23 protein-coding genes and 6 pseudogenes are annotated in these 22567 nt (G+C 59.4%); 20 read left to right on the forward strand and 9 right to left on the reverse strand.

The features are described from left to right. The 8 genes from HALKA_RS0106285 (at position 1) to HALKA_RS0106325 (ending at position 7091) form a co-directional block, all read left to right on the forward strand. Complete coding sequence (locus tag HALKA_RS0106285) at positions 1-1257, forward strand: ABC transporter substrate-binding protein (protein WP_018257178.1); 1257 nt, start codon at positions 1-3, stop codon at positions 1255-1257. A 2-nt stretch (positions 1258-1259) separates the two neighbouring features. Continuing rightward, on the forward strand, positions 1260-2465 hold the full coding sequence (locus tag HALKA_RS0106290; RefSeq protein ID WP_018257179.1) for an ABC transporter substrate-binding protein: 1206 nt from the start codon (positions 1260-1262) through the stop codon (positions 2463-2465). Beyond that, on the forward strand, positions 2452-3381 hold the full coding sequence (locus tag HALKA_RS19190) for an NAD(P)/FAD-dependent oxidoreductase (RefSeq protein ID WP_018257180.1): 930 nt from the start codon (positions 2452-2454) through the stop codon (positions 3379-3381). Before HALKA_RS0106290 ends, HALKA_RS19190 begins: the two co-directional genes overlap by 14 nt. Next, complete coding sequence (locus tag HALKA_RS0106300) at positions 3371-4102, forward strand: NAD(P)/FAD-dependent oxidoreductase (RefSeq protein ID WP_018257181.1); 732 nt, start codon at positions 3371-3373, stop codon at positions 4100-4102. The genes HALKA_RS19190 and HALKA_RS0106300 overlap by 11 nt, the downstream gene beginning before the upstream one ends. A gap of 167 nt (positions 4103-4269) precedes the next feature. Beyond that, a complete protein-coding gene (locus HALKA_RS0106305) occupies positions 4270-5217 on the forward strand; it encodes a DUF7551 domain-containing protein (protein ID WP_018257182.1) in 948 nt (315 codons plus the stop codon). A 1-nt stretch (position 5218) separates the two neighbouring features. Further along, positions 5219-6019 carry a DUF7260 family protein gene (locus HALKA_RS0106310; RefSeq protein ID WP_018257183.1) on the forward strand — a complete coding sequence of 267 codons (801 nt, stop codon included), beginning with the start codon at positions 5219-5221 and terminating at the stop codon, positions 6017-6019. A gap of 155 nt (positions 6020-6174) precedes the next feature. Further along, positions 6175-6585, forward strand: coding sequence for a metal-dependent transcriptional regulator (locus HALKA_RS19195; RefSeq protein ID WP_018257184.1), 411 nt, complete (start codon positions 6175-6177; stop codon positions 6583-6585). Positions 6586-6809: 224 nt separating this feature from the next. Next, a complete protein-coding gene (locus tag HALKA_RS0106325) occupies positions 6810-7091 on the forward strand; it encodes an amphi-Trp domain-containing protein (RefSeq protein ID WP_018257186.1) in 282 nt (93 codons plus the stop codon). A 413-nt stretch (positions 7092-7504) separates the two neighbouring features. Here the strand turns inward: HALKA_RS0106325 and HALKA_RS0106330 are convergent, their stop codons facing one another. Beyond that, complete coding sequence (locus HALKA_RS0106330; RefSeq protein WP_026190186.1) at positions 7505-8701, reverse strand: ABC transporter substrate-binding protein; 1197 nt, start codon at positions 8699-8701, stop codon at positions 7505-7507. 197 nt (positions 8702-8898) lie between these two features. Between HALKA_RS0106330 and HALKA_RS19200 the strand changes: the two are divergent. The 4 genes and pseudogenes from HALKA_RS19200 to HALKA_RS20815 all read left to right on the forward strand — a co-directional run. Continuing rightward, a pseudogene (locus tag HALKA_RS19200) lies at positions 8899-9575 on the forward strand (transposase); the annotation flags it as partial. An 81-nt stretch (positions 9576-9656) separates the two neighbouring features. Then, a complete protein-coding gene (locus HALKA_RS0106335; RefSeq protein ID WP_018257189.1) occupies positions 9657-10604 on the forward strand; it encodes an IS1595 family transposase in 948 nt (315 codons plus the stop codon). 7 nt (positions 10605-10611) lie between these two features. After that, positions 10612-10776 (forward strand): annotated as a pseudogene (locus HALKA_RS20240) (IS5/IS1182 family transposase); the annotation flags it as partial. A 29-nt stretch (positions 10777-10805) separates the two neighbouring features. Next, positions 10806-11015 (forward strand): annotated as a pseudogene (locus tag HALKA_RS20815) (IS701 family transposase); the annotation flags it as partial. 76 nt (positions 11016-11091) lie between these two features. Here the strand turns inward: HALKA_RS20815 and HALKA_RS0106345 are convergent. Genes HALKA_RS0106345 through HALKA_RS0106360 form a run of 4 tightly spaced genes read right to left on the reverse strand, consistent with a single transcriptional unit; the run spans position 11092 to position 13242 of the window. Beyond that, the gene (locus tag HALKA_RS0106345; RefSeq protein ID WP_018257191.1) at positions 11092-11517 is read right to left on the reverse strand and encodes an arsenate-mycothiol transferase ArsC; all 426 of its coding nucleotides are present in this window, start codon (positions 11515-11517) and stop codon (positions 11092-11094) included. Then, complete coding sequence (locus HALKA_RS20820; RefSeq protein WP_018257192.1) at positions 11514-11657, reverse strand: hypothetical protein; 144 nt, start codon at positions 11655-11657, stop codon at positions 11514-11516. Before HALKA_RS20820 ends, HALKA_RS0106345 begins: the two co-directional genes overlap by 4 nt. A gap of 3 nt (positions 11658-11660) precedes the next feature. Continuing rightward, entirely contained in the window at positions 11661-12848 is a 1188-nt protein-coding gene (arsB, locus tag HALKA_RS0106355) for an ACR3 family arsenite efflux transporter (protein ID WP_018257193.1), read from the reverse strand. After that, the gene (locus HALKA_RS0106360) at positions 12841-13242 is read right to left on the reverse strand and encodes an ArsR/SmtB family transcription factor (protein ID WP_018257194.1); all 402 of its coding nucleotides are present in this window, start codon (positions 13240-13242) and stop codon (positions 12841-12843) included. The genes arsB and HALKA_RS0106360 overlap by 8 nt, the downstream gene beginning before the upstream one ends. 226 nt (positions 13243-13468) lie before the next feature. On the opposite strand from HALKA_RS0106360, the gene arsD reads away from it, so the two are divergent. The 6 genes from arsD to HALKA_RS0106395 all read left to right on the forward strand — a co-directional run bounded on the left by arsD (position 13469) and on the right by HALKA_RS0106395 (position 17472). Next, positions 13469-13798, forward strand: a complete 330-nt coding sequence (gene arsD, locus HALKA_RS0106365; RefSeq protein ID WP_018257195.1) for an arsenite efflux transporter metallochaperone ArsD — start codon at positions 13469-13471, stop codon at positions 13796-13798. A gap of 3 nt (positions 13799-13801) precedes the next feature. Continuing rightward, entirely contained in the window at positions 13802-15724 is a 1923-nt protein-coding gene (gene arsA / locus HALKA_RS0106370; RefSeq protein ID WP_018257196.1) for an arsenical pump-driving ATPase, read from the forward strand. Next, positions 15721-16089 carry a halo-CC-star protein HcsL gene (gene hcsL, locus HALKA_RS0106375; RefSeq protein ID WP_018257197.1) on the forward strand — a complete coding sequence of 123 codons (369 nt, stop codon included), beginning with the start codon at positions 15721-15723 and terminating at the stop codon, positions 16087-16089. Before arsA ends, hcsL begins: the two co-directional genes overlap by 4 nt. Further along, positions 16080-16268 carry a halo-CC-star protein HcsS gene (gene hcsS / locus HALKA_RS0106380; RefSeq protein WP_026190187.1) on the forward strand — a complete coding sequence of 63 codons (189 nt, stop codon included), beginning with the start codon at positions 16080-16082 and terminating at the stop codon, positions 16266-16268. Before hcsL ends, hcsS begins: the two co-directional genes overlap by 10 nt. A gap of 167 nt (positions 16269-16435) precedes the next feature. Next, positions 16436-16741 (forward strand): SelT/SelW/SelH family protein, encoded by a 306-nt coding sequence (locus HALKA_RS0106385; protein ID WP_018257199.1) that lies wholly within the window; start codon positions 16436-16438, stop codon positions 16739-16741. Between the two features lie 353 nt (positions 16742-17094). Beyond that, positions 17095-17472, forward strand: coding sequence for a winged helix-turn-helix transcriptional regulator (locus tag HALKA_RS0106395; RefSeq protein ID WP_018257201.1), 378 nt, complete (start codon positions 17095-17097; stop codon positions 17470-17472). Between the two features lie 110 nt (positions 17473-17582). Here HALKA_RS0106395 and HALKA_RS19205 read toward each other — a convergent pair. After that, positions 17583-18427: pseudogene (locus tag HALKA_RS19205) on the reverse strand (arsenite methyltransferase). Beyond that, complete coding sequence (locus HALKA_RS0106405) at positions 18420-18779, reverse strand: ArsR/SmtB family transcription factor (RefSeq protein ID WP_026190188.1); 360 nt, start codon at positions 18777-18779, stop codon at positions 18420-18422. The pseudogene HALKA_RS19205 and the gene HALKA_RS0106405 overlap by 8 nt, the downstream one beginning before the upstream one ends. Positions 18780-18895: 116 nt before the next feature. On the opposite strand from HALKA_RS0106405, the pseudogene HALKA_RS19210 reads away from it, so the two are divergent. After that, positions 18896-19820 (forward strand): annotated as a pseudogene (locus HALKA_RS19210) (IS1595 family transposase). A 13-nt stretch (positions 19821-19833) separates the two neighbouring features. Here the strand turns inward: HALKA_RS19210 and HALKA_RS0106415 are convergent. Together HALKA_RS0106415 and HALKA_RS21845 are read right to left on the reverse strand one after the other, a co-directional pair. Next, the gene (locus HALKA_RS0106415) at positions 19834-20340 is read right to left on the reverse strand and encodes a transposase (protein WP_245545339.1); all 507 of its coding nucleotides are present in this window, start codon (positions 20338-20340) and stop codon (positions 19834-19836) included. Continuing rightward, on the reverse strand, positions 20273-20752 hold the full coding sequence (locus HALKA_RS21845) for a helix-turn-helix domain-containing protein (protein WP_245545341.1): 480 nt from the start codon (positions 20750-20752) through the stop codon (positions 20273-20275). Before HALKA_RS21845 ends, HALKA_RS0106415 begins: the two co-directional genes overlap by 68 nt. 731 nt (positions 20753-21483) lie before the next feature. Here HALKA_RS21845 and HALKA_RS19220 point away from each other — a divergent pair. Continuing rightward, positions 21484-22548 (forward strand): annotated as a pseudogene (locus HALKA_RS19220) (IS701 family transposase); the annotation flags it as partial. Positions 22549-22567: the final 19 nt, after the last annotated feature.

The raw sequence follows: 22567 nt of genomic DNA on the forward strand, positions 1-22567 counted from the left end.
GTGAACGAAGACAACACAAATCGAACGAACCCACTGACCCGGAGGACGGCGATCAAGTACGGCGGCGCACTCGCCGGTACGGGACTGCTCGCTGGCTGTACCGGACAGTCACAGGAAGAGCCGAGTTCGGAGTCGACACCGACCAACAAGTCGGGAGACGGGAGCGACGAGTCAGAGGAATCGACCGACGCCGAAGAGTCGACCGAGGAACCGACGTACACTGCCGAGCTGTCGCCGGTCGGCGAGGTCACACTCGAGGAGCCGCCAACGAACGTGTTCGCGCACTTCCCGTGGTTCGCCGACATGGCGACCGCACTCGACCGCGGCGAGAGCGTCAACAGCGTCTGGTGGGACGGTACCGCCTCGACGCTGGAGTACTTCACCGCCGGGCTCGACGACGTCGAGATCGCGTGGCGAGACAGAACTGGTGCGTACGGGTTCGAGAAAGAGCAGCTGTACGAGCTCGACAGCGACCTCCACCTCGTCGATCCCGCGTGGGTGACGACCCAGGACAACTGGGCCCGAGAGGACATCGACGAGATCGCCGAAAACGTCGGTCCGTGGCTCGGCAACTACTACAGCAGCTTCCACCAGTCGCCGCCCGACAAGTGGGCCGACGGCTACGAGTACCACCGGCTCTGGGACGTGTTCGAGCAGGTCGGGAACCTGTACGGCGAGCGGACCCGGTACGAGCAGCTGCGGGCCGTTCACGACGACCTCCTCGACACCATCGAGGCTGGGCTTCCGCCGGAGGACGAGCGCCCGACCGCGGCGTACCTCTCGATCTCGACGGATCTCTCCGCGATCTACGTGATCCGGCTCAACGCGCCGGGCTACTTCAACGCCCACACCCGGCCGCTCGGGGCGGTCGACGCCTTCGGCGGCGAGGAGTGGGACGGCGCGTTCAAGCAGGTCGACATGGAGGCCGTACTGGAGGCCGACCCCGACGCGATCCTCTCGCTGTGGACGGTCACGGACGCCGTCGACTTCGAGGAGCTGCGCCGGAACCTCGACGACGACCCTGTCGGCCGCGAGTTGGCGGCCGTCCAGAACGACCGAGTGACTGTCCAAGGGACGCGGTGGCAGGGGCCGCTGATGAACCTCTTCCAGCTGGAGATGACCGCCAAGCAGCTGTACTCTGACCAGTTCGGCGCGTGGCCCACGTACGAGAACGGCGACACGTACCCCGAGTTCACCGAGGAGGAACAGCTGTTCGACCACCAGCGAGTCGCGGATATCATCACCGGAGACGACTGACAATGAGCGACGACACCATCGACACTACCGACACGGCACACGAGGAACCGACGCGAAGAGACTACGTGAAGTATGGCGGCACAATCGTCACTGGTGGGCTGCTGGCCGGGTGTACCGGGGACAGTGCCGGTGGCGATAACACCGATACCGACAGTCCGACCACGGAAGAGTCGACGGGCGGGGAAACGGACGCTTCCGAAGAAAACGAAACTCCCGAAGATACGTCGTACTCGGTGACGATGGAGCCAGTTGGCACGTTGGAGTTCGAAGAACCTCCTGAGACGTGGTTCCCGTTCACCGGCGACTATGCGGACATGGGTGTCGCGCTCGGACAGGGGGACGGGCTCGAAGCGATCGGACTCGCCTCTCGGTTCGGCTCCCACCACTACGAGGAACTTTCCGGCGTCTCAGTCGGTGAGCTGACGCCGCTGTACGACGAGGGGACCGGTAAGGAGGTCTTCTACGAACTGGATGCGGACCTCCACGTAATCGATCCGAAGTTCATGGTCAACCGTCTCGGCTGGAGTGAGGCCGACGTCGAGGAGATCCGCGAGAACGTCGCGCCGTGGTTCGGGAACACGATCTTCACGCAGGTGTACGACTGGCACGACTACCGGCACTACTCGCTGTACGAGGCCTTCGAGAAGCTCGCGGCGGTCTTCCAGGAACGGGAGCGATACGAGGCGTTCGAGTCGTATCACGACGAGGTCCTCGACCGGGTACAGTCTCGGCTCCCGGAGGAAACGCCCGACATCGCCGTACTCGTTCCCGCCGGGGTTCCGCCGGAGTCGTACTACCCCTACCTCGTGGGAGAGGGAACCCAGTCGAAGCAGTGGCGCGACTTGGGGGTTCGCGACGCGCTGGCCGAAAACGACGTCGTGGATACCCAAGGCGGTGGCGGAACGATCGACTACGAGACGCTTCTCGACATCGACCCGGACGCGCTCGCCGTTCGGATTGAAGGAGACATTTCCGAGGAGTACTTCCGGACGAACGTCGTCGAGCACCTGCAGAACCACGACGTGGCGAGCGAACTCTCCGCGGTACAGGACGGTCGCGTGTTCTACGCGGGACAGACCTACCAGGGGCCGATCATTCACCTCTTCCAGTTGGAGATGGCCGCACGGGGAGTCTATCCGGACGAGTTCGACGACGAACAGCTATTCGACCGCCAGCGAGTCGCGGACATCGTCAATGGGAACGTCTGAACCGACGTCGGACCACGACGTCATCGTGGTGGGTGGCGGACCAGCGGGCTGTTCGGCGGGCGTGTTCACCGCACGCTACGGACTCGATACGGCCATCTTCGACAAGGGGAGCGCGGCCCTGCCGCGATGTGCCTACCTAGAGAACTATCTCGGATTCCCGGCCGGAATCGCTGTCAACGACTTTACCGCCCTCATGCACGCTCACGCCACCGAGGCGGGCTGTGACATCGTCGAGGAACGCGTGGAGACGGTCACGCAGGCGGACGCCGACGCGAAGTTCGTCGTCGAGACACAGACCGGAGCTGAACACGCCGCAACGTACGTCATCGCCGCAGCGTGGTACGACGGCTCGTATCTCCGCGGGCTGGGCGACGAGGACATGTTCGAGCGACAGGAGCACCACGGCGAAATCGAGGAACGCTTCGACCCGGAGTATCCCGACGAGGACGGTCGAACGGCCATCGACGGGCTGTACGTCGCCTCGCCGGCCGGCGATCGAAGCGCACAGGCCATCGTCGTCGCGGGGCACGGCGCGCACGTCGCCCGATGTCTGTTGGAAGACCGACGGAGTGAGCGCGGGTACTCGGGTGAGGTCGCACCCCACTACGATTGGCTCAGATCCGACGCGGAGTTCGCGGGAGAATGGGCCGAGCGCGAACGCTGGCGCACGTGGTTCGACAACGAGATCGAAGCCGATCTCTCCGAAGACCGACTGACGGACCTTCGTGAGGCCTACATCGATGAGGCGTTCGACACGCGTCGGACTGACCAGGAGGTCGAGGCGGCGACAGAGCGGGGTCTCCGACGACTGGTCGAGGTCCTCGGCCAGAATCGGCTACTCGACGTTATCGACAACGGTGAGATCCGAGAGCGGGCGAACGAACTCGAAGATACCGAGACCACTCATGCAAACTGAACGCTACGATACGACGATAGTCGGTGGCGGCGTCGCCGGGCTCTCGGCGGCGACGTTCACCGCCCGCCACGGGCTCGACACGCTCGTCGTCGACGCCGGCGGGTCGATCCTCCGACGCAACGCGCACTTGGAGAACTTCCCCGGCTTCCCGGCCGGCGTCAACGCCCGGCAGCTGCTCGACCTACTCGGCGAACAGGCCGAGGAGGCGGGCGCGACGCGCCACGAGGCGACCGTCACGGAGGTCACGCGAACCGACGACGGGTTCGCGGTCGAGACCGCGGCCGGCGACCGTTACCGCACCGAGTACGTCGTCGCGGCGACGAAGAACGAGGTCGGCTACCTCGACGGCGTCAACGGCGTTGGCGTCATCGAACGTGGGAAGGCCTTCGTCGACGTCGACGAGCGCGGTCGGACCGGAGTCGAGGGGCTGTACGCGGCGGGACGACTCGCCGAGAAGCCTCACCAGGCGATCGTCTGTGCCGGCCACGGCGCGGAGGTCGCGGTCGCGATCTTGGAGGACGACGACCGGCCGTTCTACCACGACTGGGTCGCCCCCGACGGCTACTTCACCGACCGCGGGCGGGACCTCCCACCCGGCTGTGAGGAGATCGACGCCGAGGAACGACGAGCGAGGGAAGACGCCTCGCTGGACGTGATGCGCGAGCGCTTCGCCGAGCCGCACCCCGACGAACAGGAGACGCACCCGAGTCTCGGAGAGTAACGACAACCCATGACCGAACAGACACCGTTCCCGATGCCAGCCGAACGACGAGCGGGCAGCAACCTACCCGTCGGTATCGGCAGTTCAGTCGCACCGGGAAGGAACGGTGCTCACCGTCGCCCGACCAGACTCCGCCCCTCCGCGCCAGCAGTACGAAGAACCCCTCCGTGATCGGCACGACACTCACCGAAATCCGAGACCACATCGAGTCGCTGGCCAGCGACAACGGCGAGTACTACCTCGTCTGTGCGCGATACGGTGACCGTCCCGTCCCCGCTTCGGAACTCCGGTTCGAGACGCGGGCGACCGCGAGAGCGGCCGCGCAGGCGACCACACAGTACCGACAGGCGCTCCGGCGGTACGACCCGCAGCTCCCGTACTACGACATCGTCGTGTGCCAGGCTGTGGGCGTCCAGACTCGGTGTGCGCGTATCGAGGCGCACCCTGACTCACAGTCCACGTATTCGGCAGCGCTCACCGAACCGGTCGTGAATCGCTCGTCGTTGAGCGGCCGCGAACTCGTCGAGTTCTGTCACCGCGTCGCCGCGGCGGTCTTCGAGACGCTCTCCGAGCACAGCTACGACGGCGTCGAATCCGCGATCATGGACGCCTACTTCGCACACGCAGAAGAGCTTGCTGACCCCGACGGGCTATGTATCCGGCTCTTGGAGAGCATGGCGGTCGAACTTGCCGATCGCCTTGATCCGTCCGACCAGGTCGCCTTCCTCTCGGCAGCAGCAGAACGACTGGAACACGAGCCGAGGGATGTGACCGACTCCCCGACGCGGTCCTCAGAAGCACAGTCCGTCGACGAATCGCTGTCTGCGCTTCAGGATATCGGTCTCTTTCGGCGGAGCGCCCAGACGATCGATACCGAGACGATGGACGGACAGATTACAGAACTCGTCGTCGAGCTCTCCGGATACGTACTCCGACCCCACGACGGACGGCTCCCGCTACTTCCGATCGCGCTTACCGTCCACAGATGTGCGGAGGCGTGGGTTCCGACTCGAATGAACGCCTCCGACGACGGCCAGCATATCGCGTTTCGATCTGTCAAGGACGCGGGAACGCTCGATCGCTCCGGTCAAGTTTTCGCTCCGGAGGTGTGCTGAAATGCCGATTGAGACGCACATCGACAGCGCGCTGACGCGCGTCGAGCGGGAACAGACGCACTTTGACGCGGAGCGTCGAGCCTACGAGCGCTTCCAATCGGGAGTCGCGTCGCTGTCGCCACAGCCGGCAACGGCGACCTCGACGAGCCAGTCGGCCGCTGGGGAGACTCTTTCAGTCGCAGGCGGATCACAGCATGATGCCGTGACTACCGACGCCGATCGCGTCCGTGAGCTGTTCACCGAGACCGTTCGTCCCCACAGTGTCGCCGATCTCGATACCGAGGAACCGTTGCTCGAAACGATTCGCGAAGAGCTCGGTGACTCTCTCGCGTTCGTTCTCGCACCAGAAACGGATACCGACATAACCCCACAGGTTCAAAACGCGATCTGTTCGAAGAGCCAGGAGCGGTTGCGAGAACTCACTGCGATGAGTAGTGCGCTCGATCGCGAGACTGAGTCGCTCCAAGCGGCTGCCCGGGACTGCCAGAGCGTTACCGGGTGGGTTGAAGATCACAATGAGACCTCGCTTCTCGGGTTGGGATTCTCCGAACTCCAGCGACGCCACGAACAGCTATCGGCTCACCGAGAACGGTGTGAGGAGCGACTTCTCGCCCGGCAGGAGACCATTCATTCGACGACGAGTCGGGATGCACAAGTCGGTCTCGAACACCGTTCGCTCCTGATGCTTCTCTATCAAGAGTTCCCAGTTTCGTACCCGATCTTGTCAACGGTAACGCGTCTCGACGCGCTGTTGGCGGACTGTCAGCGATCTGTTCGCGATCATCTGACACAGAGGGTATGACAGATGAGTAAACCACCTCGGTCTCAACGTGCTCAGGCCTGGGCATGGCTGTACGCCCAACTGTTTGGAACCCCTAGAGATGGCGACGACGATTTTAAACAGGCTCGCGAAGTGGGAGAACAGACGACTGAAGAGACCGCCGATAAGGAGTTCAAATGACCGCAGAATCAGACTACCTCCTCGCTTTGTTCATCGCCGAACAGCAGTCATCTCCACCCATATCGTCGGGACAGGTTGCAACGGCACTCGACCGCTCACAGGCCGCGACGACGGAGATGTTTCAGCGACTTGAGACAGAGGGACTCGTCGAATATGAATCGTACGAGGGAGCAAAATTGACAGCTTCGGGCCGTGAGCAGGCGGAAGCGTTACACGGGACATATGTGACCCTCTCGTGGTTTTTCCGCTCGGTGCTAGACCTCGATACACACGAACGCGAGGCGATGCAAATGGCCGGACTGGTTAGTCCGGAAGTCGCTGAGCGACTCGCAGAGACTCTTGTTCCAACTGATGAAGGTCCAGACGGGGGCACGACGTGTTCTGGTGACAAGATCGGTGAGTCGTAGGGCATGAGTGCGTCCGGATCCGAACTGTTTTACTTTAGGTCCACCTAAATATTAGTATGTCAATAGGGAGGCAGTCCGAAACGGGGCGAGCTGTCGAGTCATCCTCCGAAAATAAGCCCGAACTTTCTGTCTGTGAGAGCGCCCCCGGCAAAGCGGTGTTCATCGAATGTGAGAACAGCGACGGCTGGATCGCGATCAACGAGCCCGTCAAGGTGACACAATAGATGTCCGACGACGATGAACGACCGTCAATTCGATCGGGACGGAACTTCGAAGAGACGTATCGACTGGACGCAAGCGAGCCGGGCGAGTTCCTGATCGCGCTCGGCGAACAGCTTCGTGACGACGACGAGCTGACGATCGTCGGCGACGACTGGGAACTGCCCTTCGTGTTTGGGGAGCCGGTCGAGTTAGAAGTCGAGTATGAGGGCGTCGATGAACCGGAACTCGAGATCGAAGTTGAACTTCCGGGGCGGACCTACGAGAGTGGCCCCAAAATCAAGTAGTCTCCTAAGACGCCGATTCGAATACAAGTGTGTTGTAGTGGAAAAATATACGAAAAGGCTCTGTTAAACCCCCATTATTCAAATATATTCTCGCCTGAAACAGCTGATCGATGAGAACTGCGACTTGATCGACTACCATCGTATTTATAGCCTCATCGTAATGTAGAAAAAGAAATGGTCCTCAGCTTGGCGGCGTACGTTTATGCATCGATACGAACTGAAAATCACGAATTTAGCAGTGGATTTGCGTTCATTCTCCTCGTTGCTGATTCGATCATCGCGAGTTCTTTCGTTCCGACCTTGCCGACTTGAGGTCGATACGAGCATATCCTGTACTGAGTACTGGCCACCCCGTGAGATCCGTTCTATGATAGGCTTGTCTCTGTAGGAGTAAATTATACACTATCGCCGATTTATATTTCTCCGTTTATAATATCAACGACTCGATATCGATCAAATAACTGGAGTTCGGTGGGAACGTCACCAATAGAACCAGGCCACTCGCCAAACTCATTCGGATATAACTGCATCGCGACCGCCTCCGCAGAAAAGAGGTCAATAATCGGACCCATATTTGTCCCAGCTGACCGGACGAAATTCTCGTTTTGGACTGCAGTCAACTCACTCAACGTTTCGTGATTCTTGGCTGCTTGGAGAGTTTGCTGGAAGGACTCGTTATCTGCTGTCGTCAGATTATCGGTGAGTCCAATATATTCCGGGTCAACGTCAAGGAGCTTTTCGTAACCGATCTTCTTGTACCGGACGTAGCTATCCCCCTTGAACGCACTGTTGACACCCAGCTTTCGCAGGGTTCTGGTGTCGTTCCGGAATGCATAGATCTCCCCCGCGCGAAAGCTTTTGCTTTCAACATCGAAATCTATGATGAATGCGCCGACAGTCGGTTTGTTATCAGGCAGACGAGACTGTATCTCAGCAAACACCTCGTCTTTGAGAGCGACCCATGCATCGTACCGTTCTTGCCGCTGGAAGATTTTTGCGGCCTTCTCGAAGGCTTCATACAGTGTGTAGTACGGGTCACGATCGTATGGGAAACGGATCAACGATCCCAGTATCGGACCGACATTGCGCTCTATCTCTTCAATCTCAGCATTATCCCACCCAGAGTATCGCTTGAGAATCCGCGGGTCCATCAAGTGGACATCGGCATCAACCTCGTAGAACACTTCCTTGTCAAACCCTGAATTATTGGAAGCCATAAGCGTCTCTACAGAACCCAGATCAAACGTAATGTTCGGAAGTGCTTGATAGTATTTCAACTGCTCTTCCTCAAGAGACATCATCGCAGATGGCTTGATACCTAAGGCCATCGCGATATCCATCCAAGCTCCGGGAAAGCTTGCATACGTTTCAGGCACCGACTCGAACTGATGTGTGCCGGCTGGCTTGACCGTTACTTCGTACGGTGCCGGGTTGTCACGTTCTGTCGTTGACTGCTCATCTGGCAGCGCTGTGGTAGCGGTGTTATCTGACGATGAGTCGTCACTGATGCTGAGACAACCGGCAACTATTCCACCACCAACGATACTGCAGCCAGTTTTCAGTAGATCTCTTCGACAGGGACAGCAGTCTAATCGATTCTCATTCGCCATACTTTAGGTTGGCCTAAAATATATTTATGCGTTTCGACTTTCGTCCAGTACCGTTGGAAACACCTCCACAGGCTGGCGATTCACGATAACTTGCTCTGTTGAACGCAAGACACCGGCAATATCTGCTCTGTTGAATAGCGGTCTAATCGTATGATATCATGGAGTAGAAGGACGAAGCCGAGGAATTGACTCTGTCCATGGAAGTCGACATCCTCGACTTCGTTGAACAGTGTCGCTATCTAGCTAAACAAGCGTTAGGGAAGCACGCGGGCGAGCCCGCCAGCGGCGGGTTCGCCCGATGGATCCACGTCGTGTTACACTGTTTTCGGCTTGAAGAAGAGCACAGCTTCCGTGAAACGCGAATCGGCTGAAATACATGGCGGAACTCCGTGACATTCTCGATCTGGATCGAGACGATCTCCCGGATCACACGACGATCTACAAATCGTTTGATCGGCTCAAAATGTGGGTATGGCGGGCGTTGCTGCGCGTTTCAGCGCAGCAACACCCGCAGTCTGGTCACGTCGCACTTGACAGCACGTTCTTCGACCGACGCTCAGCCTCATCGTACTACCGACAGCGGTCTGGAAGCACTGTACAAACGCTGAAAGTGACGACATTAACCGATATAGAGTCACTAGCTGTGCTTGACGTTCATATCTCAGCGCGGTGGCAACACGATACGAAGACTGGACCGCAGGTCGTCCGCCGGAACGCGGACGACCTGCTGTCCGTCCCCGCCGACTCCGGTTTCCAGGACTGGCACACCGAATACGAGATTGCTGCACTGGATCTCGACTACCTTGTTCACTACCGCGGTTCATCACTGAACGCAACCGCAAATAACGCGCTTATCCGGTCACGCTCTTGCTCAAGCTAGCGAAAAGACTCCGTTGTATGGAAAGCATCCCGTCTCCTGCTATCAGCTGTGACCAAACAACCAGCATTCGGCGGGATGCTTCAGCAACTTGTATCGCTTGGCGCTTTGGAGTTTCGGCCCGAGCCGCTCGACGCCATCGTCGAGCGGCGTCTCAAGACCATCTGGGAACAGGCACCCTGTCCTGATTGTGGCGCGACAACCATCCGAACCTACGACGATCTCGACCGTATCTGGTGCCGTGGCTGCGGCTTCATGAGTACCTACACGCTCGGTACACCGTTCTACGACGCGGAACTCGCCCCCGGCGAGTTCCTCGTCGCCTTCGTCCTCTACGCTGATTCGTTGCTCAGTATCAATCAAATTGCTTCCCTACTTGATCGGGCGTACAACACGATTCACTCGGCGATTCGTGACGTGGAAGCCGCGTTCCAGCGCGGCTTCCCCGTCGTCTGGGATCGCATCGATCACACTCTCGACGGGCCAACGCAGGTCGATGAAACCCAGCAGGTCTGCTCTGGGTACAAGGGACGCGACCCACCGCGGGACGGTCTGTCCCGCGGCGGGTCGCCAGAGGGCGGTCGCACACGCTGGAGCGGTGAGCAGGGTGATGAACTGACGCTCGTCGCGGCCTGCCGCGACGTGCTTCGCGTGGTTTCTGCTGAGGAAGGAACGAAGTTCAAGGACGAACTCAAGCCAGTGATCGAAGAAGCTGAAGACCTCTCCCAGCGACTGGGAGAGGTCTGGACGGATGAGTACCCGCCGTATCAACAGATGGAGCACGACCACAGAACGGTGGTTCACGACGAAGCATACGTCTCAGATGCGGGTGTTCACACCAACCAAGCTGAGTGTCTCTGGTCGTTGTTGCAACCGTGGATCGAGAAATTCCGCGGCCTGTCCAAGCAGGGCTTGGAACAGGCCGCTCGTACCTACGGCTTCCTGCGGTCATTGAATCTCGCTGGCGCACCAATCCACGGACTCGTTGACTGCTTCGCTGCCGATATTTTTCGCCAGTCTACGTAAGAGCGTCCGGTCAAAAGGGTACGCTCAGCGCTGGATGGCTGAAACTTCGTATTCGACAACGAAGCGCTCGCTCGGCGATGCCGTGCGAGCGCTTGGCTGGTATCGACAGTTCCGTGAAATCGTCCTGATGTTCGCCATCACAAACATAGAACCGCTCTGTGAGCATCTCTAACCGTCACTCAGAATCTATTCAACAGAGCAGTTCGTCTTGATCCTGAATCGAGCGCCCTGGGGACGGTTCGCTCGAAAGCGTCATCGCTTCGAGCGAACCTTGAGTACTCCCTGAAAGGAGCCGTTTACAACCTCCTCTCGTGGGTTCGAGACAACAATGATCGTGGCGTCGATGACCTCATGGAGGAGATCGATCACCTCTTCGTTCACTCAACAGCTGACGCTAACGTTCAAAGCTGAGTGATATCCTTACCGCGGATACGGACTAGATTACACTTGCGAACGAACTTGACGTGGGGGGAGACGTGAGATTGTACTACGTCGATTCGATCTCGTCGAAGAGATCGCTCACGCAGCGTTCGATCTCGTCGCGAATTCGACCGACCTCGGCGGGTGGTTTCCCGTCCGGGTCGTCGAGGTCCCAATCGCGATTCTCGCCTTCCCATCCCGCAGGACAGACGTCGTCGGCTGAACAGCCCATTGTGATGACGTAATCGCTGTCCTGGGTCTCCTCGAACGTGATCTCTCGCGGGGTCCAGTCCGATATGTCGATTCCGACCGCGTGCATCGCTCGGACGACCTCCTCGTGGACGGTGTCGGCGGGACGCGTCCCACCGGTCAGTAAGTCGACGTGCTCCCGTAGCCCCCGATCAGCCACTTCACGCTGGGCGAACGCGTAGGCCATCTGGGACCGGCCAGCGTTCTGCACGCAGACGAAGGCGATTTGTAGCGACTCCGTCATCGAGAGTCCTCGTCTTCGTTCGCGACCGAGACGCAGTGGGCAGTGGTATCCCGCTGCTCGACGAGGCCGATTCCACAGGTTACGGCCGTCTCGGCCACGTTGTTACTGTCGGTCGGAATCCGAATCGTGTTGACAGTCATGATTCAGTCGTCCTCCGGAACCGGGTTCGAGTCGCTCTCGATGTCGCTCTCGGGCTTCGTGCTATCTAGCTGTCCCGTGGTGTGGCCCCGCCAGTTGATGTTCCGTTGCAGCCACAGCGCAGCGTACACCAGCGCGAGCAACACCGGCACTTCGATGAGCGGCCCAATGACGGTCGCGAAGGCGACGCCGGAGCCGACGCCGAAGACGGCGACCGCGACCGCGATCGCGAGCTCGAAGTTGTTCGAGGCCGCGGTGAAGCCGATCGCCGTCGTCGTCGAGTAGTCCGCGCCGATACGGTGGCCCATCCCGAAGCTCACGAAGAACATCACCACGAAATAGATAGTTAACGGGACCGCGACCAGAAGCACGTCAGTGGGCTCGCCGACGATGCGTTCGCCCTGCATCGCGAACATGACGATCACCGTAAAGAGGAGTGCGATCAGGGTCATCGGATCGATGGTCGGGACGAACGTCTCCTCGTACCACTCGGTCCCCTTCGTGCGCGTGCCGACGAATCGAGAGAGGATACCGGCTGCGAACGGAATGCCGAGGAAGATCGCGATCGCCTCGAACACCTGCATGACGGTGATATTGAACTCAGCGATACCGGCTGTCAGTGTCTCTAGACCGAGCGCCTCGGGAAGGAAGAGCGCGAAGAAGGTGATGTACACCCCGTAGGTCACGATCTGGAAGACGCTGTTGAACGCGACAAGCCCCGCGGCGTACTCGCTGGAGCCCTCCGCGAGGTCGTTCCAGACGAGCACCATCGCGATGCAGCGTGCCATGCCGATGAACACCAGCCCGAGGAAGAACTCGGGGCGGGCCGGCAGGCCGGGGACGACCCCGCCGAAAAAGATCAGCGCGAGCGTGACCATCAGCGTCGGGCCGATCAGCCAGTTCTGTATCAGGCTCAATCCGAGCACGCGCCACTGGGAGAACACCCGCGGCAGCTGGCCGTAGTTGACCTTCGCGAGCGGCGGGTACATCATCAGAATCAGCCCGATTTCGACGAGGTGGAGGTCCTGGATGGGCTGGGTGACCGAGGGGGCGACGTAGCCGAGGCCCACACCGATGGCCATCGCGCCGAAGATCCAGACGGTGAGGTACTTGTCGAGGAAGTCCATCGAGCGGGGGTCCCCGCAGTCCGGACAGTCGCATTTCGGGCCGTGTTCGTGGTCGAGGTCACTCATCGGTGTTCACGCTCCCTTCGAGGACGGTGACGAGTGCCGTCACGCGGTTGGTCGCTCGATACTTCTTCCAGCGGCCGTCCTTCCGGCTCTCGACGAGGCCGGCGTCGGCGAGCGCGGAGAGGGCGTGACTCAGCCCGCTCTCCGTGACGTCGACGACCGCCTGGAGCTCGCAGACACAGAGCTCCTCGCCGGCAGCGACGAGCACGCGTACGAGCGTGTATCGCGTCTCGCTGGAGAGCGCCGACAGCACGTCGAGTTCCGCCTTGGCCTGTGCCGTCCCGAGGCCAGCCTCGAGCGTGGAGAGCTCCTCGAGCCGGCGCTCGACGTCCTCGCTGCGGCACTCGCCGAGCTCGTCGTCGAGATACCGCTGTAATCGTTCAGTTGCTTGTGCCATCAGCGGATACTTGACTACTTGCTCAATTAACTGTTGCGGAACACTCCCGGAAAGAGAGGAGAGAATACGGATAATTATCATAAAACAGGCAGACCATATTCGAGAGGACCGATGCGTTTATTCGTATGTATGAGTAGAGATTCAATTGAATTGTGGCTAAATTAGCAGGAGTGGTTGATAACTGCACAGCTACCGACAGTCGGCACGGTATCCAAGGCATCCACGAATGATGGAACTCACACTGTACGAAGAAGCGATGTGTTGTTCGACTGGCGTCTGTGGCCCCGATCCCGACGACGAACTCGTCGAGGTCAGCGCCGCGCTCGACCAGCTCGAGGACGAATTCGACGTCGAGGTATCGAGAGCGAACATGCAACACGACATCGACCAGTTCCTCGAGACCCAGCAGATCGCGGATCTGGTCGACGAACACGGCACGTCGATCCTCCCGATACTCGTCCTCGACGACGAGGTAATCGCCACGTCGGAGTATCTCTCCTACGACGAACTCGCAGCCGAACTTCGGGAGACACAGAACGCACCACAGGAGGCCTAACTGATGGATACGACTATGACACCCCGAGACCTCGTCGAACCGAGCGGTGACGACACCGAGTTCGTCTTCTTCAGCGGGAAAGGCGGCGTCGGCAAGAGCACCGTCAGTTGCGCGACTGCGACGTGGCTCGCCGACAACGACTACGAGACGCTGCTCGTCACGACCGACCCTGCACCGAACCTCTCGGACATCTTCGACCAGGGAATCGGCCACGAAGTGACCGAAATCGAGGGCATCCAGAACCTCTCGGCCATCGAAATCGACCCGGACACGGCCGCCGAGGAGTACCGACAGGAGACAATCGAACCAATGCGCCAGCTGCTCGACGACGAAGAGATCCAAACCGTCGAGGAGCAGCTTAACAGCCCCTGCGTCGAGGAGATCGCTGCCTTCGACAACTTCGTCGACTTCATGGAGAGTCCGGAGTACGACGTGGTGGTCTTCGATACCGCCCCGACCGGCCACACCATCCGACTGATGGAGCTGCCAACCGACTGGAACGCAGAACTCGAGAAGGGCGGCTCGACGTGTATCGGGCCCGCGGCCTCGATGGAGGACAAGAAAGTCCAGTACGAGCGCGCAATCGATACGCTTCAGGACACCGAGCAGACGACGTTTGCGTTCGTCGGCAAGCCCGAGGACTCCTCGATCGACGAGATCGAACGCAGCGCGGGCGACCTCGCCGAACTCGGCATCGAATCGCAGCTGCTGATACTCAACGGCTACCTGCCCGAGTCGGTGTGTGAAGACCCCTTCTTCGCGGGGAAACGCGAGGACGAACAGGCCGTTATTGAGCGCGCCCATGAGGAGTTCGACGCCGACGCGACCGCGACGTACCCGCTCCAACCCGGCGAGATCACCGGTCTCGACCTGCTGTCCGACGTCGCCGGCGTCCTCTACGACGGCGCAGAAGCGACCGTCGACGTCGGCTCGGCGACCGATATCGAGACCGACCAGTCGGTCGATGTCGAGGCGCTGGCCGATCCGGCATCGATCGCCGACCGAGTGACGCCGAGCGACGACGAGACGCGGTATCTGTTCTTCACCGGGAAAGGCGGCGTCGGCAAGAGCACCATCGCCGCGACCTCGGCGACAAAGATCGCGGAGGCGGGCTACGAGACGCTCGTCGTGACGACGGACCCGGCGGCCCACCTCGAGGACATCTTCGGCGAGCCGGTCGGCCACGACCCGACGTCGGTGAGCCAGGCGAACCTCGACGCGGCCCGGATCGACCAGGAGAAGGCCCTCGAGGAGTACCGCACGCAGGTCCTCGACCACGTCACCAAGATGTACGAGGACAAGGAGGACACGGAGATCGATGTCGACGCCGCGATTGCGAACGTCGAGGAGGAACTGGAGTCGCCGTGTGCCGAGGAGATGGCGGCCCTCGAGAAGTTCGTCAGCTACTTCCAGGAAGACGGCTACGACGTGGTGGTCTTCGACACCGCGCCGACCGGCCACACGCTCCGCCTGCTGGAGCTGCCCTCCGACTGGAAGGGCTTCATGGACCTGGGTTCGCTGACCAAAGGAGCCGCCCCCGCGAAAGGCGACCAGTACGACGAGGTCATCGAGACGATGCAGGACCCCGAGCGGAGCTCGTTCGCGTTCGTCATGTATCCGGAGTACACGCCGATGATGGAGGCGTACCGGGCAGCCGAGGACCTCAACGACCAGGTCGGCATCGAGACGGCGTTCGTCGTCGCGAACTACCTGCTGCCCGAGGAGTACGGCGACAACGCCTTCTTCGCGAACCGCCGGGCACAGCAGGAGAACTATCTCGGCGAAATCAAGGACCGCTTCGAGACGCCGATGATGCTCGTGCCGCTGCGCCGGGACGAGCCGATCGGACTCGAAGAGCTGAGCGCCTTCGGCGACGAGATCACGGGCCTGTTCGAGATCAGCAAGGAGGAGGTGACCATCCAATGAGCCAGGAAGTATCCAACGAGCAGGCGATCGAGGAACGGCTCCAGACGTTCATAGAGACGGTCAAAGACTCTGAAACATACGAGGAGTTCGTCGCGGCCAACGAACGCCTCGAAGCGGACTCGGAGGCGAGGGCACTCCTAGAAGAGTACCAACAGAAAAAACGACAGCTGCAGCGGGGTGGCTCCGACGACGCGACGATGAGCGAACTCCGAGAACTTCGGACGGAGCTGGACGACAACGAGATCATCCAGGCCCACCAGGCGGCTCAGGAGGCGTTCGTGTCACTCCTCCAGGAGACCAACGACGTCATCAGCGAACAGATCGGTCGCGAGTTCGCTCAGTCACTGGGAGGTGGGTGCTGTTGAGCGCCTCCGAAGAGGACGTGCTGACGGCGGCCGAGGCCCTCGGCGAGGAACTTGCCGCGGCGGAGTCTGACGCCTCGGAGTTCCAGTTCACCACGATGCTGCGGCAGTGCAACGAGGCAATCTCCGAGGAGACTGGCGTCGAGTACGGCCAGGTCTGCGGTGCAGACGAGTGCTGCTGATACCCGCTAGTGTGGATATCAACGAGACACACAGACATACGTACCCGAGACTGACGACCAGTTCTGAGAGACTATCCGGCGGGTGGTTTCAGCGCTGAAAGGTACTCCCTACTGGGGTACTGGAATCTTATCAGGGTCGTCTCCGTAGTAGTTCTCGTGATGTTCAAATGACGAGCGTCGAAGTCGAATACTGTGACCCGTGTGGCTTCATCGACCGCGCGACCGAAACGCAGACGCAGATTCTCGAGTCGTGTGGCGAGACAGTAGACGGCGTCGAACTCGTCCCCGGCGAGGACGGCATCTTCGAAGTTCGCGTCGACGACAGTGTCGTCTTCGACGTCGACGAACTCGAGTACGACCTTACGACGATCATGGAGGGTGTGTGTGGACAGCTCTCTACGTGTGACTGTGACCCCAGCGAACTCGACGGCGAAGACACTGACTCGACTGATTGCAGTCCCGGGTGTTGCTGAGTCAACTCTCTATAGATGAGCAAAACTCGTGTCGATGATTTCGACCAAGCTATCTGCCGGGGAACTCACCCGGATGTCGAAACCCCATGTCCACACCTTGTAAACAGCCAGGACGAAACGGGTCGTACAGTCGTTGATCGACTCGCTCGACTCGAGACGAAAGCACTCGAAGCCGCGACTGGTGCCGAACAGTTCAAGTGTGAACACTGTGGCTGTCCACTCGCGAATCTGGAGGGAATGAATCTCGCACCCGATGCGTGTCCTCGTCTACAGATCTACGACAGGTGAGAGCGGTAGCTGGCGGCGGCTATCCCATTGACGGTACTTTAGTGTCTTCACGCCCGAGAGAAGGTATGGAGCCGACGGACGTGTCTGACTGGCAGGAGTCGTGGCATCAGTTGCGAGAGATCCTCGGCTCGAAGTGGGCGTTTCACGTCCTGCGATTGCTTTCGGATCGACAGTATGGGTTCAACGAGATGCAGCGCTCCATCGACGGCGTGACGGCGACGATGCTCTCGCGGCGGCTGAAAGAGCTACAGTGTCACGGCTTCGTCGAGAAACGCGTCGAGCCGACGACGCCACCCACGACGGCGTACGAACTGACCGAGAGTGGAGACGCATTCGTCGAACTCCTCGAAGAGATGGAAGGAATGATCGGTCTCGCGGAGTGCTCCGACGGGAGCGAGTGTGCGACCACGGACGAGTCGTCGAAATGCGCGACGGTCCAGTAGTTCAATATCGAGATTAGACGGTTCCCGATCGGTTTGATGATTCGTGAGGGTTCGGTGAACTCACCTGTAAGAATGCCTGAGTAGTCGAACCCAGTAGTACCCGAAGTGGGTTAGACGTCGCGAGGTGGTCTCTGGGCCTCGATGGTTGCAGACACGAGGTAGTCACCGAGGTCTCGGTCAGCGTCCCAGTCATTGATGAACTCGGTGCTCTCGTCCTCGGGCTCTATCTCGATTGCTTCGAAGCCAGCACTATCGAGCATCGCTTTGAGGGCATCGACGGTTGACGCACCAGCGACGCAGTTAGTTAGCGAGTCCGGATCCATCTTGACATCGTCCGGGAACGGCGCGGTTTGGACGACGTCTGAAATGGCAACGCGGCCGCCGGGCTTGAGGACCCGGTATGCGTCATCAAACACGCGCTGTTTTTCCGGGGCGAGATTGACGACGCAGTTCGAGATAACGACATCGACGGTCGCGTCGGCTACGGGGAGGTGACTGATTTCGCCGAGACGAAACTCGACGTTGTCGGCGTCGTTCTCTGTCACGTTCTCTCTCGCTTTCGAGACCATCTCCGGCGTCATGTCGACACCGATGACGTCCCCGTCCGGGCTGACCTCTTGTGCGGCGAGGAAGCAGTCGAAGCCCGCACCGGAGCCAAGGTCGAGTACTGTCTCGCCGGGCGTCATGTCGGCGAACGCCTTCGGGTTTCCACACCCGAGGCCGAGGTCCGCACCGTCGGCGACCGACGCGACGTCGTCCGCGTCGTAGCCGAGGCGTTCGCTCCCGGTCGCGTCCGCGTTACCGTCACAGCACCCACCGTCGTCGGTGACATCAATATCGACATCGCCACAGCAGTCTTGGCCATCCAAAGCGATAGTCCCGTACGTTCGCGCACCATCTCGCGGGTATCCTCGGGGTCGCGGTCACCGGTCGTTGTCTCAGTATCGTTACTCATAGGTTCCTCGGAGGTCGTCAAGCGTTTCGAGGATGGCCGAGGTCGTTGCAGTCGTTTCGTAGTACCGCCACGACCCCTCCTTGCGGCGCGTGACCAATTGAGCGGTGTACAACCGAGAGAGTGCTTGGCTGACGGCACTTTGACTGACACCGACTGCGGCTTCGAGATCACAGACGCAGACGCCGTCGTCGGCGTTCGCGATTCGGCGAAGCAGTTCGTATCGCGTGTCGTTCCCCATCGCGGTCAACACCTGGAGGTCCGTCGCCATCGCATCTGAGTCAACATCACCGGGCGGTGTACAGCAGGGAGCAGTCTCTTCCGCGGTTCCGTCAACGATCGCGTCCTCTGCTATATCAGGTTTAGATTATACAAGCACGCTCTTGCTCAAGCTAGCGAAAAGACTCCGTTGTATGGAAAGCATCCCGTCTCCTGCTATCAGCTGTGACCAAACAACCAGCATTCGGCGGGATGCTTCAGCAACTTGTATCGCTTGGCGCTTTGGAGTTTCGGCCGCGGCCGCTCGACGCCATCGTCGAGCGGCGTCTCAAGACCATCTGGGAACAGGCACCCTGTCCTGATTGTGGCGCGACAACCATCCGAACCTACGACGATCTCGACCGTATCTGGTGCCGTGGCTGCGGCTTCATGAGTACCGTGCTCCACTCGGTTCTACTCATCCGCGGAAACTCGCCCCCCGCGAGTTCCTCGTCGCCTTCGTCCTCTACGCTGATTCGTTGCTCAGCATCAATCAAATTGCTTCCCTACTTGATCGGGCATACAACACGATCCATCCTCGGCGATTTGTACGTGGAAGCCGCGTTCCAGCGCGGCTTCCCGTCGTCTGGGATCGCATCGATCACACTCTCGACGGGCCAACGCAGGTCGATGAAACCCAGCAGGTCTGCTCTGGGTCAAGGGACGCGACCCACCGCGGGACGGTCTGTCCCGCGGCGGGTCGCCAGAGGGCGGTCGCACACGCTGGAGCGGTGAGCAGGGTGATGAACTGACGCTCGTCGCGGCCTGCCGCGACGTGCTTCGCGTGGTTTCTGCTGAGGAAGGAACGAAGTTCAAGGACGAACTCAAGCCAGTGATCGAAGAAGCTGAAGACCTCTCCCAGCGACTGGGAGAGGTCTGGACGGATGAGTACCCGCCGTATCAACAGATGGAGCACGACCACAGAACGGTGGTTCACGACGAAGCATACGTCTCAGATGCGGGTGTTCACACCAACCAAGCTGAGTGTCTCTGGTCGTTGTTGCAACCGTGGATCGAGAAATTCCGCGGCCTGTCCAAGCAGGGCTTGGAACAGGCCGCTCGTACCTACGGCTTCCTGCGGTCATTGAATCTCGCTGGCGCACCAATCCACGGACTCGTTGATACGGTCGTGCATTAGTTTTTACTGGTAATTAACGACAGAGATACTTCCAGATATTCGGTTCATCAACAGTTGGAAGGCCTCGCTGGATTTGCTGTTTTAGCGTCGAAAGATCTGGGATGAGTCGATGCTTGAACCACTCGTTGAGACGATCCCAGCATCCTTCGACTGGATTGAGCTCCGGTAATTTTGGTGGGAAGTACCAGATATCGAGGTCGGTTTCCTTTTCCCCGCGCACGCACGCGACCGAACTGTCTCCGACAGTTTCGGTCGCGCGTTCACCGCTAACGTGTTCCCAGAGATCTCTGTTGTAGAAGTATCCAGCACGGTCGAGAAACACCACTAACTCCTCACCGAACCGCTCTTGGAGTGCACCGAGCAACCAGATCCCTTGTTTTGATGTGAGATTCTCCTCAGTCCAACAATAGAAGCTGTCACCGTCGTCGGTGACAGCGCCGAGCACGGTCACCTTATCCCAAGAGTTCGATGTCTCTATCGTTGGATTTGAGCCGATTGGGTACCAGCCACGTCGTTGCACTGTGCCGACGCGCTTGGTGAACTGATCGACGACAACAACGGTTTTGTTGGTCAGTTTCGGCCGTTTTTTTCGACTGTTTGTTGAAATTCGGCTTCTTGTTCTGGATCAGCCTCGTGATTTCGCGGCCGTGCTGTCCGGCAGGACAGCCCGGCTTTCCCAGGAGTTTCCGAGCGTGGCCTTCGCTGTATTCGACTCCGTACTCTTGTTTGACATGGTGAAGGAGCAGTTTCGGCGACCACGCTTGTTGCTCGTAGCCGAGTTCTGTCGGCGATTGTTGGAGCCGCTCGAAGAACTGTTTGCGTTCGTGTTTGTCGAGCTTCGAGGGGCGGCCTGGTCTGGATTCGTCGTAGGGAGCTTGCTCGATCGGTTCTTCAGTGAACCGATCGAGCCAGTTGCGGATCGTCTTCTCCACGACACCATGTCGTTCCTGCTAGTGTCTCGTGTTCATCGCCCTGCTTTCGGCCGATTGCAGCAAGAACACGTTCTCGAGGAACCTCACCCTCTGTTTGTTCACGGAGCTCCTGAAGCTCTTCCAGAGTGATATCGTCTAACCGTCCCATTACCGCAAATTGAGTCTACACTGGCAAATACTTTCGCACGACTGTATGAGAGGTGATCCGAAGCAGTTTCTGATCGCGGATTTGGTTGAAGCCACGCATCACAGGCTCGCTATCTCCGGTGTATTCTCAACATCTATATGGTGATGCAAGTTGAGACTGGCACTCTCAATGCATACGCATTCAGCACACATAATCCCGAGCGTTGATTTTACTTCAGACAGTTTCGTCGATGTACTCGTCTTTCTAGCGCACTAATTTGGGGTTTAGATCGGTGGTGTTGAGGCTGCAACGAGGGTCTAAGATGATTCCACAGTTGCGAATGGTTCCGTCGAGGAAAACATATTAGTACTCAGCTTTGAACGTTGAAGTTGGAGCGTGACATAGGCGGTAGCGAAGACGGATGATGCCGATTACGGACTTCTTGTCGTGTAGTGGGTCGACGATGTCGAGTCCGCGACCGCGCTGGCTTCGCTATCTCGCCGGACGCGTCCGTCGGAGGCAAGATCCGGCAGACTCCTTCAGGCCAGACCCGGAACCAGCCACCAGGGCAGACGGTATCGGCACGCCGAAGGTCTTCCAGCTGGGCGACCGCGCCCCTCAACAAGTTCCTCACCGAGTACGACTGGGACGAACAGCAATTCAACCACGAATGCCTCGAAGAACTCCAAAAACACGGTGAAACGCGCTGGTCGAAGGATGGCTACATCATCCTCGACGACACGATCACCGAGAAAGCGGGGACGACGTCCCCGGCGTCGGTCGCTTCTACGATCACGCCGAAGGCGACACTGTCTGGGGCCAAGACCTCATCTACGCCTTCTACGCTGACGACAAAACCGCCTATCCGCTCACTTTCCGCCTCTACGAAAAACAGGATGGAGACGGCCAAGACCACGACACTAAGTACGACCTCGCCCGCGATATCGTCACAGAACTCGAAGACGAGGTAGGTGTCCCGGCGGACACCTACCTCTTCGACTCGTGGTTCGCCCACGACTCCGGCCTTCCTGAACTCATCGAATCATACGACAAGGACTGGATTGGCCCGCTCCGGAGCAATCGACAGGTGACCTACGGCGGAGAAGTGATCCGCGTCGATGCGCTGGAAGAGCGCATCGACACGGTTGAGCGTAACGTTGAGGACGAAATCTACCACATCTGGACGAAGAAGCTTCCCGTCTCCCAGTTGGGAGACGTGAAGCTGGTCCTCGCTGAGAAAAAAACCGACAAAGAAGACGAAGAGAACCCGGTCAAGTACCTCGCTACGAACAAGATCGACGCACCGACCGAGCACATTATTCGCTCCTACGGGATGCGGTGGCGCATCGAGACGTTCTTCGAGGACTCGAAGCAGGATCTCGGCTTGGGAGACTGCGAGATGCAGACCGACGAAGGTGCCAGTCGGCACTGGCACCTTCTGATGGCTGCCTACAGTCTCGTTCGTCTTGATCCCGAATCGAGCGCCTTGGGGACGGTTCGCTCGAAAGCGTCATCGCTTCGAGCGAACCTTGAGCACTCCCTGAAAGAAGCCGTTTACAACCTCCTCTCGTGGGTTCGAGACAACAATGATCGTGGCGTCGATGACCTCATGGAGGAGATCGATCACCTCTTCGTTCACTCAACAGCCGACGCTAACGTTCAAAGCTGAGTTGGTTAAGTTTTTCTGC

Origin of the sequence: Halomicrobium katesii DSM 19301 (assembly GCF_000379085.1) — an archaeon.
Classification (GTDB): Archaea; Halobacteriota; Halobacteria; order Halobacteriales; family Haloarculaceae; genus Halomicrobium; species Halomicrobium katesii.

Coding starts and splice junctions, on each gene's coding strand:
- HALKA_RS19190 (WP_018257180.1), top strand. CDS start 2,452: ATGGGAACGTCTGAACCGACGTCGGACCACGACGTCATCGTGGTGGGT.
- HALKA_RS0106385 (WP_018257199.1), top strand. CDS start 16,436: ATGACGAGCGTCGAAGTCGAATACTGTGACCCGTGTGGCTTCATCGAC.
- HALKA_RS0106290 (WP_018257179.1), top strand. CDS start 1,260: ATGAGCGACGACACCATCGACACTACCGACACGGCACACGAGGAACCG.
- arsA (WP_018257196.1), top strand. CDS start 13,802: ATGGATACGACTATGACACCCCGAGACCTCGTCGAACCGAGCGGTGAC.
- HALKA_RS0106395 (WP_018257201.1), top strand. CDS start 17,095: ATGGAGCCGACGGACGTGTCTGACTGGCAGGAGTCGTGGCATCAGTTG.
- HALKA_RS0106300 (WP_018257181.1), top strand. CDS start 3,371: ATGCAAACTGAACGCTACGATACGACGATAGTCGGTGGCGGCGTCGCC.
- hcsL (WP_018257197.1), top strand. CDS start 15,721: ATGAGCCAGGAAGTATCCAACGAGCAGGCGATCGAGGAACGGCTCCAG.
- HALKA_RS0106335 (WP_018257189.1), top strand. CDS start 9,657: ATGCTTCAGCAACTTGTATCGCTTGGCGCTTTGGAGTTTCGGCCCGAG.
- HALKA_RS0106345 (WP_018257191.1), bottom strand. CDS start 11,517: ATGACGGAGTCGCTACAAATCGCCTTCGTCTGCGTGCAGAACGCTGGC.
- HALKA_RS20820 (WP_018257192.1), bottom strand. CDS start 11,657: ATGACTGTCAACACGATTCGGATTCCGACCGACAGTAACAACGTGGCC.
- HALKA_RS0106325 (WP_018257186.1), top strand. CDS start 6,810: ATGTCCGACGACGATGAACGACCGTCAATTCGATCGGGACGGAACTTC.
- HALKA_RS0106310 (WP_018257183.1), top strand. CDS start 5,219: ATGCCGATTGAGACGCACATCGACAGCGCGCTGACGCGCGTCGAGCGG.
- arsD (WP_018257195.1), top strand. CDS start 13,469: ATGATGGAACTCACACTGTACGAAGAAGCGATGTGTTGTTCGACTGGC.
- HALKA_RS0106360 (WP_018257194.1), bottom strand. CDS start 13,242: ATGGCACAAGCAACTGAACGATTACAGCGGTATCTCGACGACGAGCTC.
- arsB (WP_018257193.1), bottom strand. CDS start 12,848: ATGAGTGACCTCGACCACGAACACGGCCCGAAATGCGACTGTCCGGAC.
- HALKA_RS19195 (WP_018257184.1), top strand. CDS start 6,175: ATGACCGCAGAATCAGACTACCTCCTCGCTTTGTTCATCGCCGAACAG.
- HALKA_RS0106330 (WP_026190186.1), bottom strand. CDS start 8,701: ATGGCGAATGAGAATCGATTAGACTGCTGTCCCTGTCGAAGAGATCTA.